Source organism: Bacillus sp. LH1, assembly GCF_057924895.1.
On the sequence record NZ_CM175007.1, the window covers coordinates 1194954 to 1211566 of the forward strand.

Genomic DNA, 16613 nt, shown 5'->3' on the forward strand with positions numbered 1-16613 from the left:
AGAAGATTGATAGGAATGCCACATTATATAGTTCCGGTGCAAGTTCATCCAAAAGCTATAGATGCTTTAATGAAAGAAGCGGAGATCAAGATATTAAGTTTAACACCTATAATGCAAAAAGATGATAATACTATAATCAGTTCAGAAATAGCCATTCAACTAAAAGATAATTTATATTTAAATGTTTCTGTTGCTAGGTCAGAGATGAAATTTGAAGATGAAGTAGAGCACCTTCAGGTAATAGTGGGAAGAAATGTTCCCAATATAACCGATGGAAATCCTAAAAATATACTAGTTTTCGAAAAGTTTTTGAGGATAAGGGGAAATGTTCAGTGTGAACTATTAGTGGAAGAAGAAAAATATACAGATTTATCTTCAAAGAAAGTACTCTATACTTCCGAATGTGGAACAGGTATATTATTAAAAAATGATGAGGAAACTGTCTTAATAACTTGTAATGAATTTTGTACAATTTTAGTAACAAAAGATCAAGAAATAATTAATGATATATTAAATAAGCGTTATAATTTTACTAGATTAAAAGGATGAAATGAAAAATAAGGGAATGTAAATAAATCTGTACTATTTGTAAAGGACATATATTTAACAAAGGAATCCAGTTTGTCAAGTTTGGAAATAAATCGTTAATGTTTCGGGATGCATTTTTTATTTTAAATAATTCATTTTTTCATTAGCATTATAAAATAAAGAAAAAATTAGAAATAGTGATGGAAGATTAAAAAGCACGATCTTATTTTTAAATAAGGTCGTGCTTCCTTTTAATTCTCCTGCTCACGCGTAAGAGTAAACGTATCTTTCAAATCACTATCATTTATTTTAATATTTGCCTTTTTTAATTCCTCTTGTAACAATTTTTTGCTGAATACAGGATCAGCAGTACGTTCTTCCTCTAAGTTTTTGCGAATAGAGTTTTTTACCTCATCGTAAGGTTTTAAATCTTTTTTATCAGTTAATTTAATAACGTGATAACCGTTTGATGATTTTACGGGATTGCTAATTTGTCCAACATTTAGTTTGTAGGCAGCGGTTTCGAATTCAGGAGCCATTGTACCTGAATTGAAGTATCCAAGGTCTCCACCTTTATCTTTTGATAGCAGATCTTGTGATTCTTGTTTTGCTAATTCTTCAAATGAAGCACCAGCATCTAGTTTACTCTTTATTTCTTTCGCTTCATTTTCGTCACTTACTAAAATGTGACTCGCTTTAATTTCTGGCTTATAGTGGTCTTTTACATCTTTTTCTGTAATGCTTTTCTTAATCGCTTCATTCATAGCAAGTTTGAACTTAATTTGATTTTTGAAATCCTCTTCATCTTTTAAACCATAATTTTCTAATACTTTTTTGAATTGATCTCCATATTGTTTTTTTACTTTTTCTACTTCTTTATTTACCTCTTCATCAGGTACTTTATATTTTTTTGTGATGACGTCTTGTGCCATCATTTCGTATAGCATGTCTTTTCCGTAACGATCTTTCAATTGTTTTTCGAAGTTATCCTTTGTAATGGTGGAGTCTGTTGCTGTAGCGACTGTAGCTGAGCCATTCTTTTGTCCGCAAGCAGATAGCATCAATATACTTATTAGTGCAGTAATAATGAAAATATGTTTCCCTCTCATGCCAACACCTCATCCGAATATGTTATCGCTATTGTAGAATATAGAAGTGAACATGAAGTGAATTTTTAATGTTTTTTCCTTTAAAATGTAAAAAAGTACATCAACATAATTGTTGATGTACGATGGAATCAAAGGTGATCGGTCTTTTTAGAGTATGCACGTTTACCTTGCTGAATATTTTTTTGCTCTTGCTCATTTTTTTGTGTGCGTTTTGCGTTATTATCGCGTGCTTTTTTGTCGTTATCACTCGTATGTGGCATATGTATCAACTCCATTTCTAAACGTTGTACGTTTATCATTTCCTTTTTCGTAAAGACTATGTATAGCGGTGCATTTATGAAGGGTAAAGGTGGATTCGAAATGGATTTGAAGTTGAATTATACTGAACTTATAAAGAAGTTAATCGTTGTAATCATCGCAGGTTTATTAAACGCGATTGGGATGAATTTATTTTTAACGCCAGCAAAAGTGTATGCGAGCGGCTTTGCTGGATTGTCTCAATTATTATCACAAATATTAGGTGATTTTTTATCGATTCACATATCTACGGGAGTATTGTTTAGCTTATTTAATATTCCTGTCGTTATTTTAGCGTGGAAAAAGGTTGGAAAGGCCTTCACCTTTTTTAGTTTTCTTTGTGTTATATTTATGACTCTGTTTCTAGAAATCATCCCTGTTAGAGCGGTTTCGAATGATATCATATTAAATGCGATTTTTGGCGGGATTATTTCGGCAATTGGAGTAGGGATTGCTTTAAAGTGGGGTGCTTCTACAGGTGGATTAGATATTATCGCCATGATTTTATCAAAAATAAAAGATAAGCCTGTCGGTACATACTTTTTCTTTTTTAATGCAATTATCATTATCGCTGCTGGCTATGTATATGGATGGGAAAAAGCGTTATATACGCTAGTGACTTTATATGTATCAACGAGAATTATTGATGCAATTCATACTCGTCATGTAAAGATTACAGCATTAATTGTTACGAAGAATGGGGCAGATGTAAGAAAGGCGATTCACTCGCGATTAGTAAGAGGGATTACAACGATACCAGCAACAGGTGCTTATACGAATGAAAATAAAGAAATGTTAATGATGGTTATTACTCGTTATGAGTTATACGAATTAGAGAGGATTATTAAACAAGTGGACCCAGGTGCATTTACAAATATACTGCAAACAGTTGGGGTGTTCGGATTGTTTCGGAAAGATTAAAGAGGACCAAAGTTGGTCCTCTTTTTTAATGTAAATTCGTAATGTTTTGCAATTGCTCTTGCATTTCACGGAGCTGAACTTTTTCAGCAGTTGAAGAGTTTGCGTAAGCGGATTGCAAAGCATTTTTTGCTCTATACACGAGATCTTGTTGCTCAGTACCGCTTGAACAAGATACGGCATTTTCAACAGCATCTCTAGCTTGTTGGAATAGTAAGTTCCCCATTTAAACCCCTCCAAAAGAAGAGTTACTTCTTGCTTTTTCTGCCTCAGCTAATGTACCTCTGTACGGGAATCTTGCATCATGCTTCATAACAGCATCGGCTCCTTGTTGGATAAAACGTTTTGATTTGTTCTTTTTACCCATTCGAAAAACCCCCTTTATTTAGCTGAAAACAATCGACGCGATGTCTCATGCGTCTACTTATAGTATGGACATTTGGCAGGAAACTATAAGTAGGGAATTTTTAGATTACAACCCAAGAACCTCTTCTAAATATAAAGCAATACCATCTTCTTCGTTCGTTAACGTCGTATGGTTTGCGAGTGATTTTAATTCAGGGATGGCATTTCCCATTGCGATGCCGTGACCAGCAAATTCAATCATTTCAAAATCATTATCTTCATCACCGAAAGCGATAATGCGCTCTTGTGGAATGTTGTAATGACTAGAAATTTTTTGTAATCCAACTGCTTTATTTAATCCGCTTTTCACAATTTCAATAATCGGCCAAGGTGCGCCCCATTTTCTATGGTCGATTACTTCCGCATGCATATCGGTTAAATGTTGACGAATTGCAGTAGAATGCTCGTCATGTGCGTCAATTAATAAGCAAGTTGGATGATCGTTTAAAATATTTAATAAGTCTCCCGTAAAAATCTTAGGAGAGCCGAATTCGAAAATATGTTTTTTATCTTCATCAATTTCACGAACATACACATCGTCCATTACTTCCGCGTATATATTTTTTACGCCAAAATCAAAGCAAGCTCGGACAATTTCTTGCGCTGTTGCTAGCTCAAGAGGAGAGTGATGTGTTCCCCAGTTTGAATCAAGAGGATGATGTACGTAAGCGCCGTTAAAGTTTACGATAGGTGTGTTAAGATCAAGTTCTTTATAGTAATCATAACTAGCACGGAATGGACGTCCTGTTGAAATAACAACAATATGTCCCTGTTCCTTTGCTTTTGCAATTGTATGTTTCGTTCGAGTGGAAATTATTTTGTTGTCTGTTAATAAAGTGCCGTCTAAGTCTAATGCGATTAAATGTTGTTTGTTCATAATTTCACCTCTTATAATAATTTTTTTGTATCTATCTGTATTTCCGTTTTTAATATGCAGAAATAAGAGGTTAGACTCGGTGAAATCACCATAGATGGAAATTTCACTATATATCCATCTTACGTCTCAAAGTGCTGTGGTGTCTACTATTTATCGTTGGAAATTAAGAAAAGTCAATATCTTTTTAGAAAGTTCAAACAATGTTTCTTTCATTATGTACAAATTGTGAAAAGGGTTACATTGCTCGTGTGATGAGGCATATAATGAACATGTAATCTTCTCGTATATGTTTGACTCTCCTTTGAAACTAGCCTAGAGTAGGTTGGTTTCTTTTTTTTTTCTACAGGTAGGAAAGAAATCCCTGCTTACGCTTGTGTCATTCATATATATGTACAAGAATGAGATGTAGTACTGTTTCCTAAACATGACAGAAAAGCTTTCTTTTAAAATGGATATACTAATGAGGCAAGACGTCATGGAAGGAGAATGAAGATGGGACAAAATCGCAGGTTTCGTTCTGGACAAAAAGCGCCGAATGATGGCATTTACGTAGAAATTGGTGAAACGGGAAGTATGGTGAAAGATCCGCAAATGGTGAAATTAACTGCCGGTGAAAAGTTTCCGGATAACACGAATCATAACCGCCAGTGGACATATAAAAGAAAACCGTAACAGAAGCCGCAATCATTATTGCGGCTTTTTTGTCGTTACACATTGTAATTTCATTTACCGTATTTTTTAGCAGTATAATGAATGCTCTCTTTTTCTTTTTCAAATAATAAGTTTGAAAATACATAGGCAAAATTATTGTATAAAAAAGTCAGTTGGCGTATAATCAAATCAAAGGTCAAAGAAAGTCAAACTTTTGGAGGGCTGTAAAGATGGACTTAAATCAAATGACAACAAAAACACAAGAGGCGATTATGAGTGCCCAATCTTTAGCGGTATCTCATCATCACCAAGAGGTGGATACTGTTCATCTATTACTTGCATTATTAGAAGAGCAAGATGGATTAGCAGTACGTATATTTCAAAAAATGAATGTTGATATAGAAGCATTAAAGCAAGGTGCTGAAAGTTTAATTAAAAAGAAACCTTCTGTAACGGGGAGCGGTGCAGAAGTTGGGAAATTGTATGTAACGAGCGCTCTGCAACAACTTCTTGTAAGAGCAGGAAAAGAAGCAGAAAAACTGCAGGATGATTACATTTCAGTAGAACATGTATTGCTTGCTTTTTCTGAAGAAAAAGGCGATATAAATCAATTATTTACAAGATTGCATATTACGAAAGATAACTTATTACAGTCTTTAATGACAGTTCGGGGGAATCAAAGAGTGACGAGCCAAAATCCAGAAGCAACTTATGAAGCGTTAGAAAAATATGGTCGTGATTTAGTGGCGGAAGTGAGAGCAGGGAAAATTGATCCTGTAATCGGCCGTGATAGTGAAATACGACGTGTAATCCGTATTCTTTCACGTAAAACGAAAAACAATCCTGTTTTAATTGGGGAGCCAGGTGTTGGTAAAACAGCAATCGTTGAAGGGCTAGCACAGCGTATCGTGAAAAAGGATGTACCTGAAGGATTGAAAGATAGAACGATTTTTGCGTTAGATATGAGTGCACTCGTAGCTGGTGCGAAATTCCGTGGTGAGTTCGAAGAGCGTCTGCAAGCTGTATTAAATGAAATTAAAAAGAGTGAAGGACGCATTTTATTATTCATTGATGAACTTCATACAATAGTTGGAGCTGGTAAAACAGAGGGAGCCATGGATGCAGGAAATATGTTAAAACCGATGCTTGCGCGCGGTGAACTGCATTGTATCGGGGCGACGACGCTCGATGAATATCGCAAATATATTGAGAAAGATCCAGCGCTAGAAAGACGTTTCCAACAAGTATTAGCAGAAGAACCAACTGTTGAAGATACAATTTCCATTTTACGTGGATTAAAAGAACGCTTTGAAATTTATCACGGTGTAAATATTCATGACCGTGCGATTGTAGCAGCGTCAGTTTTATCAGATCGATATATTTCAGATCGCTTCTTACCTGATAAAGCAATTGACCTTGTTGATGAAGCGTGTGCAACAATTCGTACAGAAATTGATTCTATGCCAACAGAATTAGATGAAGTAACGCGCCGCATTATGCAGCTGGAAATTGAAGAAGCGGCTCTTGGGAAAGAAACGGATCGTGGTAGCCAAGAGCGTCTAAAAACATTGCAACGTGAATTATCGGATTTAAAAGAAGTTGCAAGTGGCATGAGAGCGAAATGGGAGAAAGAAAAAGAAGACATTCACAAAGTTCGTGACTTACGTGAACATTTAGAACGTTTGCGTCGTGAATTAGAAGAAGCAGAAGGCAATTACGATTTAAATAAAGCAGCGGAACTTCGTCACGGGAAAATTCCCGCAATTGAAAAAGAGTTAAAAGAAGCGGAAGAAATGGGCGCGCATAATAAACAAGAAAATCGTTTATTACGTGAGGAAGTAAGTGAAGAAGAAATTGCAGATATTGTTTCACGCTGGACTGGTATTCCTGTTGCGAAACTCGTGGAAGGTGAACGCGAGAAATTATTACGCTTAGAGCAAATCTTATCAGAGCGTGTCATCGGACAAGAGGAAGCAGTAAGCTTAGTGTCAGACGCAGTTCTTCGTGCTCGCGCTGGTATTAAAGATCCGAACCGCCCGATTGGTTCTTTCATCTTCTTAGGACCAACAGGTGTTGGTAAAACAGAACTTGCAAAAACGTTAGCCCAGTCTTTATTCGATAGTGAAGAGCAAATGATTCGCATTGACATGTCTGAGTATATGGAAAAACACGCCGTGTCTCGCTTAATTGGTGCACCTCCTGGATATGTAGGATATGAAGAAGGCGGTCAATTAACAGAAGCGGTAAGACGTAAACCATATTCCGTTGTTTTATTAGATGAAATTGAAAAAGCACATCCAGAAGTATTCAACATTTTATTACAAATGTTAGATGATGGACGCATTACAGATTCACAGGGCCGTACAGTGGACTTTAAAAATACAGTTATTATTATGACTTCAAATATTGGATCTGCTCATTTACTAGATGGATTAGAAGAAGATGGTTCCATTAAAGAGGAATCAAGAGACCTTGTAATGGGGCAATTAAGAGGACATTTCCGCCCTGAATTTTTAAACCGTGTGGATGAAATTATTTTATTCAAACCTCTTACAACGAATGAAATTAAAGGCATTGTTGATAAAATTGTAAAAGAACTACAAGGTCGTCTAGCTGACCGTCACATTACAGTAGAATTAACAGATGCAGCAAAAGAATTTGTTGTGGAAGCAGGTTTCGACCCAATGTACGGAGCTCGTCCATTAAAACGATACGTACAGCGTCAAGTGGAAACGAAATTAGCACGAGAATTAATTGCAGGAACAATTACTGATAATAGTCACGTAGTTGTTGATGTAGAAAATAACGAGTTAGTCGTTCATGTGAAATAAAAATAAAAAAGAGTTCGGATAAAATCCGGACTCTTTTTTTAGTGTTGTTCTACTGGCTCGTTTGGAATTGCAGCTGAAATTGCTAGTACTAACACAGCAAGAACAACTGAGAAAATAGACGCTTGGTTAAAGTCGTATGTACCGCCAGTCATAGAGCCGATTACATAGCTCATCATATGTACAAGTAAGAACGACCAAATTAATGCCCAAATGAAACGCATATTTTACACCTCTATTCGTTCAATCTGTCCTTATTGTAACACAATTGAAAAAAGAATATAGAAAAATATTTGTAGATTTTTCAACGCAAATTTGCATTCCGTTCATACATTATAAAAGAGTGGTTTTATATGTTTAGAAAATAAGGCGGGGGAAAAATGAGTATTACGGAACGTTTTTTTTACTTAGAAAAAGAACCATGTGTCATTTATTTACCGGAGAAGCCAAATGGATTTTCTGTTATGCTCCTCGGTGATTATAACTACTTTATTGAGAATGGTACAAGTTTATGGACACAGCATGCGGGTAGATCTTATTTTTTACATGGCCTTATTGAGCAAGGCTACACAGTCTTTTCTTCTAATTTATACGGAAGACATTGGGGAAACGACCAATCTGTTCGTCTAGCGAAACGTTTATATGACGTTGTGTTGAGAAAAGAGACATTGAATGCGAAAATGCACATTATGGCAGATGGTATGGGAGCACTTGTAGCACTCGAAATGATGAACAAATACCCTGAGTGTATACGCTCTGTCATTATGTTAAATCCGTGTTTAGATTTACCAGAATATGTGGAGTTTGAGAAAGAGCATAAGTTTTTTTACAAGAGACTCGTGAAGGAATTAAGTTTGGCGTATGATGCCAAAGAAGAAGAATTAGAATCAAAAATAAATAAGAAATCATTTACGCTTCTTCCATCTTGTGTACCTGTTAAAATTTTCGTATCAACACAAGAAAAAAGAGGAAGAAAACAGCAGTTGCGTAGATATGAGAAAATGAGGCAACTAAATCAATGTGATACTTCTGTCTTGTTCCATCTGCAAGATGTGAAATATAAAATGGTTAGGCAAACGACCGATTTCTTTAAAAAATATGAAGAAGAATTATGAAGCTCCCATATACATAAATGAGGAGCTATTTGTTTCAGAGGGAAAGGGTTGGTGGTATGGAACGCGTGCTAATTGTAGGTGCACTTACGTTTGTAGGTTATCACCTTGTAAATAAAATGATTGCAGAAGAAGTGGAAGTATATGGTCTTGATTTTGATGAATTCGATAGTATGACGAAAATTAATGAAGAGAAGTTATTATTAATTGGGCGAAATGCATTATTTACGTATTATTCGATAAGAGATGAAGAGGGATGGAGATCGGTTGAGGAAGAGAGATTCGATACTGTTTACTTTTGCTTATATGAGCCAAATCAGCAAAGTGGATTTCGGAATGAAAGAGTCATATTACAATATTTAAAGCGAATTATAAGAATGTGTGAAGAACAAAAAGTGAAGTTAAATTTAATTTCTTCTATTGAAGTAGGCAGTACAGATGAATCCGAAAATAAGCGACTATTTTTGAAAGTAGAAGAAGGATTGAAAAAAGGGAATTTACAATATAGTGTATTTCGAGTTCCAACATTATATGGACCGTGGCAACCGTCCTTTATGATGTTTCATCAGCTTATTTTATCAGAATTAGGTGAAAAAGAGTGCCGTTGTACGATTGAGGAAAAGGGGAATGATTTACTTTACGTTGAAGATGTATGTGAATACTTATGGGAAAATGGAACGAACGGGGCGCATCTTGGTATATACAATTTACTTAGTGGTAAACAGTCATTATGGGAAAAAGGTATGAATCTTTTACGCGCGGATGATAAAGTAAATAAAAATAATAACGAAGTAAGAGATGAGGCTATCGAGGTAATTTCAATAAAAAGAAATACTCCGTTAGAATACGGTTTAAATAAGCAACTGGCACACATGAAAAAATATAAAGAGTTATACGAAGGGTAGTACGCGTGTTACACTATTGTATGTGAAAGTTTTAATGGAGAGGAAGAGCATAATATGAACGAAAAAAGCATGCAGTTTTTACAAATCGCAATGAAGCATTTACCGGAAGCAAAGGCAATTTTAGATGATAATGGAATTGCACTTGATATGGAGAAGGCACAGCCGGTGTTAGAGTTGTTAATGAAAGTTATGAACGAGGCCTATGAGCTCGGGAAAGCAGATAAAGAATAAAAAGAATAAAAAGCATCTTTTTAAGATGGAAGAGAGGCCCGAACCGTGGATAGAAGCGGTCAGGGCCTTTTTTATTCTTGCCTGGGAGAAAACCAGAGATATGAAGAGGATAAAGGAAAAGTAGTGAGGAGAACTCTCTAGTTTAGAAGGAAAGCAGATAAAGAATAAAAAGCATCTTTTTAGATGAAAGAGAGGATCGAACTGTAAATAGAAGCGGTTTGAGTCTTTTTATATTTGAGAGGTATGTTTCCGTTTCTTTTAATGAAAAATAACGTGAATAATGCGTTAGCTTTCTGTTTTATGCGAAATATATTCTAGACAAAAATACATTTATGTTTTAAAATTAGTACCAAGTCATAATAATTGATATAAAACGGAGGGCTGCGATGTGAACGTGGGCATTTTAGGGATCGGAAGATATGTGCCAGAAAAAGTAGTCACAAATCACGATTTAGAGAAAATAATGGAAACATCCGATGAATGGATTCGTACGAGAACGGGAATTGCAGAAAGACGCATTGCCGATGATACAATAGATACTTCATATATGGCCGTAGAGGCTTCTAAAAAAGCACTTGAAGATGCAGGAATTAGCGGAGAGGATATCGATCTTATTTTAGTAGCAACAGTAACACCAGATCGTGCTTTTCCAGCAGTTGCTTGTGTAATTCAAGAAGCAATAGGAGCGAAACATGCAGCCGCAATGGATTTAAGTGCAGCATGTGCTGGTTTTATGTACGGAATGATTACAGCGCAGCAATTTATTCAAACAGGAACGTATAAAAATGTATTAGTAGTTGGTAGTGATAAACTATCTAAAATTGTAGACTGGAACGATCGAAATACAGCAGTACTATTTGGAGACGGAGCCGGTGCTGTCGTAATGGGAGCTGTTTCAGAAGGTAAAGGCGTTCTATCTTTTGAATTAGGAGCAGACGGAAGTGGCGGCAAGCACCTTTATCAAGACGAGTATGTTATGATGAATGGCAGAGAAGTGTTTAAATTTGCCGTTCGTCAACTTGGTGATTCTTGTCTTCGCGTTTTAGATAAAGCTGGTCTTACGAAAGAAGATGTGGATTTCTTAGTACCGCATCAAGCAAACATTCGTATTATGGAATCTGCAAGAGAGAGGTTAAATTTACCACAAGAAAAAATGAGTATGACGATTGAGAAGTTCGGTAATACATCAGCTTCTTCAATTCCGATTGCAATGGTAGAGGAATTGCAAAACGGACGTATTCAAGACGGTGATTTAATTATACTTGTTGGTTTTGGCGGCGGATTAACATGGGGAGCAGTCGCTCTTCGTTGGGGTAAATAAGGACTGAGAGAAAAAAAGGAGTGTATTTTGTATGGAAAAAAAGAGGGTCGTAATTACAGGACTAGGAGCTGTTACACCGGTCGGAACAGATGTTGAAACAGCGTGGGAAAACATTAAAAAGGGTGTATCTGGAATCGGGCGACTTACAAGAATTGATCCAGAACTATTTCCAGCAAAAGTAGCAGCGGAAATTAACGACTTTGAAGTCGAGAAATATATTGATAAAAAAGAAGCGCGCCGTATGGATCGCTTTACACAATATGCAGTAGCAGCAGCGAAAATGGCAGTTGCAGATGCAAAGCTTGAAATTACAGAAGAAAACGGACCTCGAATTGGTGTATGGATTGGATCTGGTATTGGCGGTATGGAAACATACGAAGAACAATTTAAGATTTTTACTGAGAAAGGCCCACGCCGCGTGAGCCCATTCTTCGTGCCGATGATGATTCCAGATATGGCAGCAGGTCAAGTATCAATCGCAACAGGAGCAAAAGGAATTAACACTTGTTCTGTAACGGCTTGTGCATCTGGTGCAAACTCAATTGGTGATGCATTTAAAGCAATTCAGCGTGGTGATGCTGATGCAATGATTACAGGCGGAGCAGAAGCACCGCTAACAAGTATGGCATTCGCAGGATTTAGCTCAGCGAAAGCATTAACATTTAATGAAGACCCAGCAACGGCTTGCCGTCCATTTGATAAAAACCGTAGCGGTTTCGTAATGGGTGAAGGTTCAGGTATTCTAATTCTTGAAGAATTAGAGCACGCATTAGCACGCGGTGCTCACATTTACGCGGAAATTGCTGGTTATGGTGCAACTGGAGATGCGTTCCATATTACAATGCCTGCTCCTGGTGGGGAAGGCGGAGTGCGTGCAATGCGTCAAGCTTTAGCTGATGCAGGCCTACAGCCAGAAGATATTGATTACATTAATGCGCACGGTACAAGTACTGATGCGAATGAAAAATATGAAACGATGGCAATTAAAGAAACTTTCGGCGAGCACGCGTATAAAGTAGCGATTAGCTCAACGAAATCAATGACAGGTCACTTATTAGGAGCAGCTGGTGCTGTTGAAGCGATTTTCTCTATTAAATCAATTACAGACGGAGTAATTCCTCCAACAATTAACTATGAGACACCGGATCCAGAATGTGACTTAGATTACGTACCAAATCAAGCGAGACACCAAGAAGTAAATGCAGTATTAAGTAACTCATTAGGATTCGGTGGTCATAACGCAGTGTTAGTATTTAAATCGTATAAATAATCGATGAAATAAGGAGTTTTTTCGCAATAGATTGCGAAAAAACTCCTTATTTATTTTTACGCCTTTTTCTCCTGTAGCATATACATAAGAAAAAGGAGGGATAAAGATGGGGATTGTTGAAACAGCTGAATGGCTACATTTATATTATGGACGGCCAGAAAAACTTTGTGAGAAATTTACGAAGTATATTCCGTTGCCAAAAGAAAGGTTGTATCGCTTTTTAATTTCAAAAGGGATGTATCGCCCGATCATGCGCGGAGAAAAGGAAATTAAAGAATTAGAGGAAAAGGAAATTTGGAAAGAATTGAGCCTGGAGTATGATAAACTGAAAAATTGGTTAAAAGGTCCAGATGTCCCTGTCTTTATTTTATTATCAGATTCCTATAATCGAACTGTACAAGAAGAGTATAACGGTAGGGCTGGATTATCTATGCGTCATGTTATTTTCTTATTCGTATGTGGGCGGAATTCGGTAGAAGAATTAAAAGTGTTATTGGCGCATGAATATCATCACATATGCAGGTTACATCAAATTGAGACGAAAGAAACAGAATATACATTACTTGATACGATGATTATGGAAGGGCTAGCGGAACAAGCAGTAACAGAAAGGTATACAGAAAAAAACAATGCACCGTGGACGGCGTATCTTTCAAAAGAAGAGGCTGTTTATTATTGGAAAAATGTTGTACATGAAAGAATAAGTATAAAACGAGGAACGAGGGAACATGACATCTTATTAAATGGCTTTCACTCTTATCCGAAGATGCTTGGCTATGCGCTCGGATTTCATATTGTCAAAGATTGTGTAACTTTGGAAGGAGAAGATACACTTTCTTTATTATCTATAGATGCAAAAGAAATATTGAATAAAGCAAATACATTTCATATATAAAAAAACAGGAATTCTATTTCCTGTTTTTTTAGTATTAATAGAAGAAAAAATAATAATTAGAATATATTTCCTCAAGTGGAATAAAGTTAAGCAAAAATGAACATAATGATTGGTACAAACAGTAGTGAAGTGAGGGGTAGTGAATGTTATATCTACATGATGTATGGGTAAATTGGTTTGAAGGTGAAGAGAATGGGTATAACGTTTGTCATTTTTACGAATGGCGGAAAGATGATACGATTGAGCTATTAGATCAAGTGCCATTATTAAAAGTAGATGCCACATTATATCATTACATCGAGAACGAATTGTTAGAGCTTCCGCAAAAAATGCTGGAAGACGTACATCATAAGGCTTATATTCGTAAAAATCATGAACGTTTGCAGCAAGAGTATTGCTTTGTTGTTACAGATGGAAAAGGAATTATTGCGATTGACACAATTGGTTACAATGTACCAATTCGCAAAAGTAGACTTATACCACGTCAAGAGCAGATGGTATATGAGATGGTAGAAAACGTACAAGCAGAAAAGTATGAGTTCCAAGTAGAAGAAACAGAAAAAGAACATCATATTTTATCACCATCGCCTTTCATTATGAATGGCTTGACTCGTAAAGAAAGACAGCTAAAACAATTATTATTTATGGCGTTAGATCAATTACATACAACGAAAAACACAGCAGAAATTCGCTATTGGTTCACAGAGTGGGATCCATCAGCATATGGAATGGTTCAACATATGGAATTTGAAGATATTTGGGCTAAGCTGTATGATGAAGCGAAAACAGGCTGGTCTGATAAGCACGAACAATTATGCGAGCGTCTCGTAAAAGGACAGCCATTTTTTGAAAAGTTATGGGAAATGGAAAATGAGCAAAAGGTAAATTAAAAAACCGCCAATTGGCGGTTTTTTAATTTTGTAGAAATCTAGTTCCAGCGGCAAGAATGTTCGGTGGCTTCGCGCCTTCCTGCGAGGCAAAAAGCGCCTCTACGTCAGGAGCTCCATCCCCCTCACATTCTAAACGAGCTCTTCGCATCTAAGAACCTTCCCCACAAGAAGGTAAAAAGGACCTTCTGTGGGGAAGAACCTTAGCCGTCAGGGCTAAGCAGTCGCCTCCGCTTTTTGTAGAAATCCAGCTCCGGCAGCGAGCTCTTCGTGTCTAAGAACCTTCCGCATAAGAAGACAAAAAGCGTCTTCTATGCGAAAGAACCTTATCCAGTCAGAGCTGAACGAGCTGCCTCCGCTTTATATGTTACCTACGTTTTCTGCTTAGTCCCATTGCGTTTTCTACTTTGCGTAGTTGTTTGAATGCAACGCGGTTTGCTTTTTCTGCACCTTTGTCTAGGATTTCGTCTAGTTCTGGTGAGTTGATTAGTTCGTTATATTTGTCTTGGATTGGACGAATAGCTTCTACGACTACTTGCGCTAGGTCGCCTTTGAAGTCGCCGTATCCTTTTCCTTCGTACATTGCTTCGATTTCTTCAACTGTTTTTCCAGAGAATGAAGAGTAGATTGTTAATAAATTAGAGATACCAGGTTTGTTTTCCTTATCAAATTTCACAATACCTTCAGAGTCAGTTACAGCACTCTTAATTTTCTTTTCAATTGTTTTTGGCTCATCAAGCATACTAATCATTGATTTTGGATTCGGATCAGATTTACTCATTTTTTTCGTAGGCTCTGTTAATGACATAACGCGAGCTCCTACTTTTGGAATGCGAATTTCAGGCATTGTGAAGATTTCGCGGTAACGTTTGTTGAAACGCTCTGCTAAGTCACGTGTTAATTCGATATGTTGCTTTTGGTCATCACCAACCGGCACGATTTCAGTGTTGTAAAGTAAAATATCAGCAGCCATTAATGGTGGATACGTAAGTAATCCAGCTGGAACTGAATCTCTACCAGAAGCTTTATCTTTATATTGCGTCATACGTTCTAATTCTCCAACGTAAGCAACAGATTGCATGATCCATCCTAGTTGAGCGTGTGCTGGTACTTCTGATTGTACAAATAAAGTAGCTTTTTCAGGATCGATGCCGCATGCTACATAAAGTGCAGCAAGACTGCGGATGTTTTTACGAAGCCCGACGGGATCTTGAGGTACTGTAATCGCATGTTGGTTTACAATACAGAAATAACAGTCGTGTTCATTTTGAAGCTCTGTAAACTGCTTCATTGCTCCTAAATAGTTTCCAAGTGTAATCGTTCCACTTGGTTGAATACCAGAAAAGATAACTGACATAAGTAATTCCTCCTAAAATAGAATGCGTGATGTGGGGAAGAGAAGGCAAACAAAAAAGCCCATTCATCCCAAAAACTATAGGGACGAATGGACCGTGGTACCACCCTAATTATTTCACTACTGTGAAATCTCTCTAATCCATAATAACGTTTGGATATAACGCCAAAGCCTACTACTTTCGGTTCGGTTTGGTGCTCAAAAGCCCATTCCATACTGTACAATTACTTGTTCACACCAACCACAAGCTCTCTGAAATTGCCTCAATATGTACTCTTCTTTATCATCGCATACATATAAATTTATTTATTGTTACTTGAGCTCTTTTAATATGAAAGAACTAAAGTTTTATAACAAAATGTTTTGCTGATTATTATATCATATGGGATAGTGTTTGCAAACTACATCAAAATAGTAAAGCTAATGAGGGTCGAGAACAACCCAAGGAAGATACCTGTAATACAAATTGGATATGTCCATTTGAATGAATATGTTTTATAAATACGTTCTTTCTTATCTGTAGGTTCCTCGACTTCTTCAATTAAAGAGTCAATCTTTTTGTTCGTACCAAATACTCTTTGGAATGCGTAAATGGTTACATTGAAAAAACCATTTTGAAATATGTATAAAAAACCGCCGATAAGAATAAAAAACAGTGCAATATAAAACAAAATGTTGACAAAGTTCAACAAAAATTGAGATGAAATGAGGAATGCACCAATACTAGAAGCAATCATCGCTATAAAAATTAGTATACAAGTATGAAAAAAAACTTTATTCAAAATATTCCCCTCCGTCAAAATATTACTAGAATTATTATACTATAAAAGCTATAATAAGTACTAGGATTAATTTTTTGAAAATTATACGCAATTAAAGGTCTGATTTTAAGATGATGGTAGCAATGTTAATGTATCCCTTTACGAAAAATTAAAAATATAAATATTTTATTAAAAATTTTAACAAAAAAACAAAAAACTATATTCACAATTGTTATATTATATGTATAATGAAAATTGTAGAAA

19 protein-coding genes and 1 other annotated feature are annotated in these 16613 nt (G+C 36.3%); of the genes, 11 read left to right on the forward strand and 8 right to left on the reverse strand.

The window, feature by feature from the left end; translation table 11 throughout:
- The first annotated feature begins 15 nt into the window (after nt 1–15).
- Nucleotides 16–549 carry a hypothetical protein gene (locus ACX9TM_RS06275; RefSeq protein WP_065212163.1) on the forward strand — a complete coding sequence of 178 codons (534 nt, stop codon included), beginning with the start codon at nt 16–18 and terminating at the stop codon, nt 547–549.
- 230 nt (nt 550–779) lie between these two features.
- On the opposite strand, the gene prsA is transcribed toward ACX9TM_RS06275, so the two are convergent.
- Nucleotides 780–1637 carry a peptidylprolyl isomerase PrsA gene (gene prsA / locus ACX9TM_RS06280; protein ID WP_063246166.1) on the reverse strand — a complete coding sequence of 286 codons (858 nt, stop codon included), beginning with the start codon at nt 1635–1637 and terminating at the stop codon, nt 780–782.
- Between the two features lie 128 nt (nt 1638–1765).
- Nucleotides 1766–1897: a DUF3941 domain-containing protein gene (locus ACX9TM_RS06285; RefSeq protein WP_001120851.1), complete on the reverse strand. Its 132-nt coding sequence runs from the start codon at nt 1895–1897 to the stop codon at nt 1766–1768.
- A 100-nt stretch (nt 1898–1997) separates the two neighbouring features.
- Here ACX9TM_RS06285 and ACX9TM_RS06290 point away from each other — a divergent pair, with 100 nt between their 5' ends.
- A complete protein-coding gene (locus ACX9TM_RS06290) occupies nt 1998–2855 on the forward strand; it encodes a YitT family protein (RefSeq protein ID WP_000364431.1) in 858 nt (285 codons plus the stop codon).
- 25 nt (nt 2856–2880) lie between these two features.
- On the opposite strand, the gene ACX9TM_RS06295 is transcribed toward ACX9TM_RS06290, so the two are convergent.
- From ACX9TM_RS06295 to ACX9TM_RS06305, 3 genes are all read right to left on the reverse strand, one after another.
- Nucleotides 2881–3078, reverse strand: coding sequence for a DUF3813 domain-containing protein (locus tag ACX9TM_RS06295; protein WP_000527407.1), 198 nt, complete (start codon nt 3076–3078; stop codon nt 2881–2883).
- A complete protein-coding gene (locus ACX9TM_RS06300; protein ID WP_000516816.1) occupies nt 3079–3219 on the reverse strand; it encodes a hypothetical protein in 141 nt (46 codons plus the stop codon).
- Nucleotides 3220–3324: 105 nt separating this feature from the next.
- Nucleotides 3325–4134 carry a Cof-type HAD-IIB family hydrolase gene (locus ACX9TM_RS06305; protein WP_001041232.1) on the reverse strand — a complete coding sequence of 270 codons (810 nt, stop codon included), beginning with the start codon at nt 4132–4134 and terminating at the stop codon, nt 3325–3327.
- Between the two features lie 492 nt (nt 4135–4626).
- Here ACX9TM_RS06305 and ACX9TM_RS06310 point away from each other — a divergent pair, with 492 nt between their 5' ends.
- Both ACX9TM_RS06310 and clpB read left to right on the forward strand, forming a co-directional pair.
- On the forward strand, nt 4627–4806 hold the full coding sequence (locus ACX9TM_RS06310; protein WP_000531421.1) for a YjzC family protein: 180 nt from the start codon (nt 4627–4629) through the stop codon (nt 4804–4806).
- A gap of 209 nt (nt 4807–5015) precedes the next feature.
- On the forward strand, nt 5016–7616 hold the full coding sequence (clpB, locus tag ACX9TM_RS06315) for an ATP-dependent chaperone ClpB (protein WP_000365401.1): 2601 nt from the start codon (nt 5016–5018) through the stop codon (nt 7614–7616).
- A gap of 38 nt (nt 7617–7654) precedes the next feature.
- Here the strand turns inward: clpB and ACX9TM_RS06320 are convergent, their stop codons facing one another.
- Entirely contained in the window at nt 7655–7837 is a 183-nt protein-coding gene (locus ACX9TM_RS06320; protein WP_001211116.1) for a YjzD family protein, read from the reverse strand.
- Between the two features lie 156 nt (nt 7838–7993).
- On the opposite strand from ACX9TM_RS06320, the gene ACX9TM_RS06325 reads away from it, so the two are divergent.
- From ACX9TM_RS06325 to ACX9TM_RS06355, 7 genes are all read left to right on the forward strand, one after another.
- The gene (locus ACX9TM_RS06325; protein WP_000028712.1) at nt 7994–8728 is read left to right on the forward strand and encodes a lipase family protein; all 735 of its coding nucleotides are present in this window, start codon (nt 7994–7996) and stop codon (nt 8726–8728) included.
- 29 nt (nt 8729–8757) lie between these two features.
- Nucleotides 8758–9630, forward strand: coding sequence for an NAD-dependent epimerase/dehydratase family protein (locus ACX9TM_RS06330; RefSeq protein WP_065212159.1), 873 nt, complete (start codon nt 8758–8760; stop codon nt 9628–9630).
- Between the two features lie 54 nt (nt 9631–9684).
- A complete protein-coding gene (locus ACX9TM_RS06335) occupies nt 9685–9861 on the forward strand; it encodes a ComZ family protein (RefSeq protein WP_001986215.1) in 177 nt (58 codons plus the stop codon).
- 388 nt (nt 9862–10249) lie between these two features.
- Nucleotides 10250–11182: a beta-ketoacyl-ACP synthase III gene (fabH, locus tag ACX9TM_RS06340; protein WP_001100547.1), complete on the forward strand. Its 933-nt coding sequence runs from the start codon at nt 10250–10252 to the stop codon at nt 11180–11182.
- 31 nt (nt 11183–11213) lie between these two features.
- On the forward strand, nt 11214–12452 hold the full coding sequence (gene fabF, locus ACX9TM_RS06345) for a beta-ketoacyl-ACP synthase II (protein WP_000412656.1): 1239 nt from the start codon (nt 11214–11216) through the stop codon (nt 12450–12452).
- Between the two features lie 106 nt (nt 12453–12558).
- Nucleotides 12559–13347, forward strand: coding sequence for a DUF2268 domain-containing putative Zn-dependent protease (locus ACX9TM_RS06350; RefSeq protein ID WP_000513277.1), 789 nt, complete (start codon nt 12559–12561; stop codon nt 13345–13347).
- 143 nt (nt 13348–13490) lie between these two features.
- Nucleotides 13491–14237, forward strand: coding sequence for a YjbA family protein (locus tag ACX9TM_RS06355; protein ID WP_000966127.1), 747 nt, complete (start codon nt 13491–13493; stop codon nt 14235–14237).
- Nucleotides 14238–14601: 364 nt separating this feature from the next.
- On the opposite strand, the gene trpS is transcribed toward ACX9TM_RS06355, so the two are convergent.
- On the reverse strand, nt 14602–15591 hold the full coding sequence (gene trpS / locus ACX9TM_RS06360; protein ID WP_000110982.1) for a tryptophan--tRNA ligase: 990 nt from the start codon (nt 15589–15591) through the stop codon (nt 14602–14604).
- Nucleotides 15592–15667: 76 nt separating this feature from the next.
- Nucleotides 15668–15884: a binding site (T-box leader), on the reverse strand.
- A 105-nt stretch (nt 15885–15989) separates the two neighbouring features.
- Nucleotides 15990–16370: a DUF3899 domain-containing protein gene (locus ACX9TM_RS06365; RefSeq protein WP_001044997.1), complete on the reverse strand. Its 381-nt coding sequence runs from the start codon at nt 16368–16370 to the stop codon at nt 15990–15992.
- Nucleotides 16371–16613: the final 243 nt, after the last annotated feature.

Bases quoted from the DNA above. Each gene is read 5' to 3' on its own strand.
- ACX9TM_RS06275 (WP_065212163.1), top strand. From the start codon at position 16: ATGCCACATTATATAGTTCCGGTGCAAGTTCATCCAAAAGCTATAGAT.
- prsA (WP_063246166.1), bottom strand. From the start codon at position 1,637: ATGAGAGGGAAACATATTTTCATTATTACTGCACTAATAAGTATATTG.
- ACX9TM_RS06285 (WP_001120851.1), bottom strand. From the start codon at position 1,897: ATGCCACATACGAGTGATAACGACAAAAAAGCACGCGATAATAACGCA.
- ACX9TM_RS06290 (WP_000364431.1), top strand. From the start codon at position 1,998: ATGGATTTGAAGTTGAATTATACTGAACTTATAAAGAAGTTAATCGTT.
- ACX9TM_RS06295 (WP_000527407.1), bottom strand. From the start codon at position 3,078: ATGGGGAACTTACTATTCCAACAAGCTAGAGATGCTGTTGAAAATGCC.
- ACX9TM_RS06300 (WP_000516816.1), bottom strand. From the start codon at position 3,219: ATGGGTAAAAAGAACAAATCAAAACGTTTTATCCAACAAGGAGCCGAT.
- ACX9TM_RS06305 (WP_001041232.1), bottom strand. From the start codon at position 4,134: ATGAACAAACAACATTTAATCGCATTAGACTTAGACGGCACTTTATTA.
- ACX9TM_RS06310 (WP_000531421.1), top strand. From the start codon at position 4,627: ATGGGACAAAATCGCAGGTTTCGTTCTGGACAAAAAGCGCCGAATGAT.
- clpB (WP_000365401.1), top strand. From the start codon at position 5,016: ATGGACTTAAATCAAATGACAACAAAAACACAAGAGGCGATTATGAGT.
- ACX9TM_RS06320 (WP_001211116.1), bottom strand. From the start codon at position 7,837: ATGCGTTTCATTTGGGCATTAATTTGGTCGTTCTTACTTGTACATATG.
- ACX9TM_RS06325 (WP_000028712.1), top strand. From the start codon at position 7,994: ATGAGTATTACGGAACGTTTTTTTTACTTAGAAAAAGAACCATGTGTC.
- ACX9TM_RS06335 (WP_001986215.1), top strand. From the start codon at position 9,685: ATGAACGAAAAAAGCATGCAGTTTTTACAAATCGCAATGAAGCATTTA.
- fabF (WP_000412656.1), top strand. From the start codon at position 11,214: ATGGAAAAAAAGAGGGTCGTAATTACAGGACTAGGAGCTGTTACACCG.
- ACX9TM_RS06350 (WP_000513277.1), top strand. From the start codon at position 12,559: ATGGGGATTGTTGAAACAGCTGAATGGCTACATTTATATTATGGACGG.
- ACX9TM_RS06355 (WP_000966127.1), top strand. From the start codon at position 13,491: ATGTTATATCTACATGATGTATGGGTAAATTGGTTTGAAGGTGAAGAG.
- trpS (WP_000110982.1), bottom strand. From the start codon at position 15,591: ATGTCAGTTATCTTTTCTGGTATTCAACCAAGTGGAACGATTACACTT.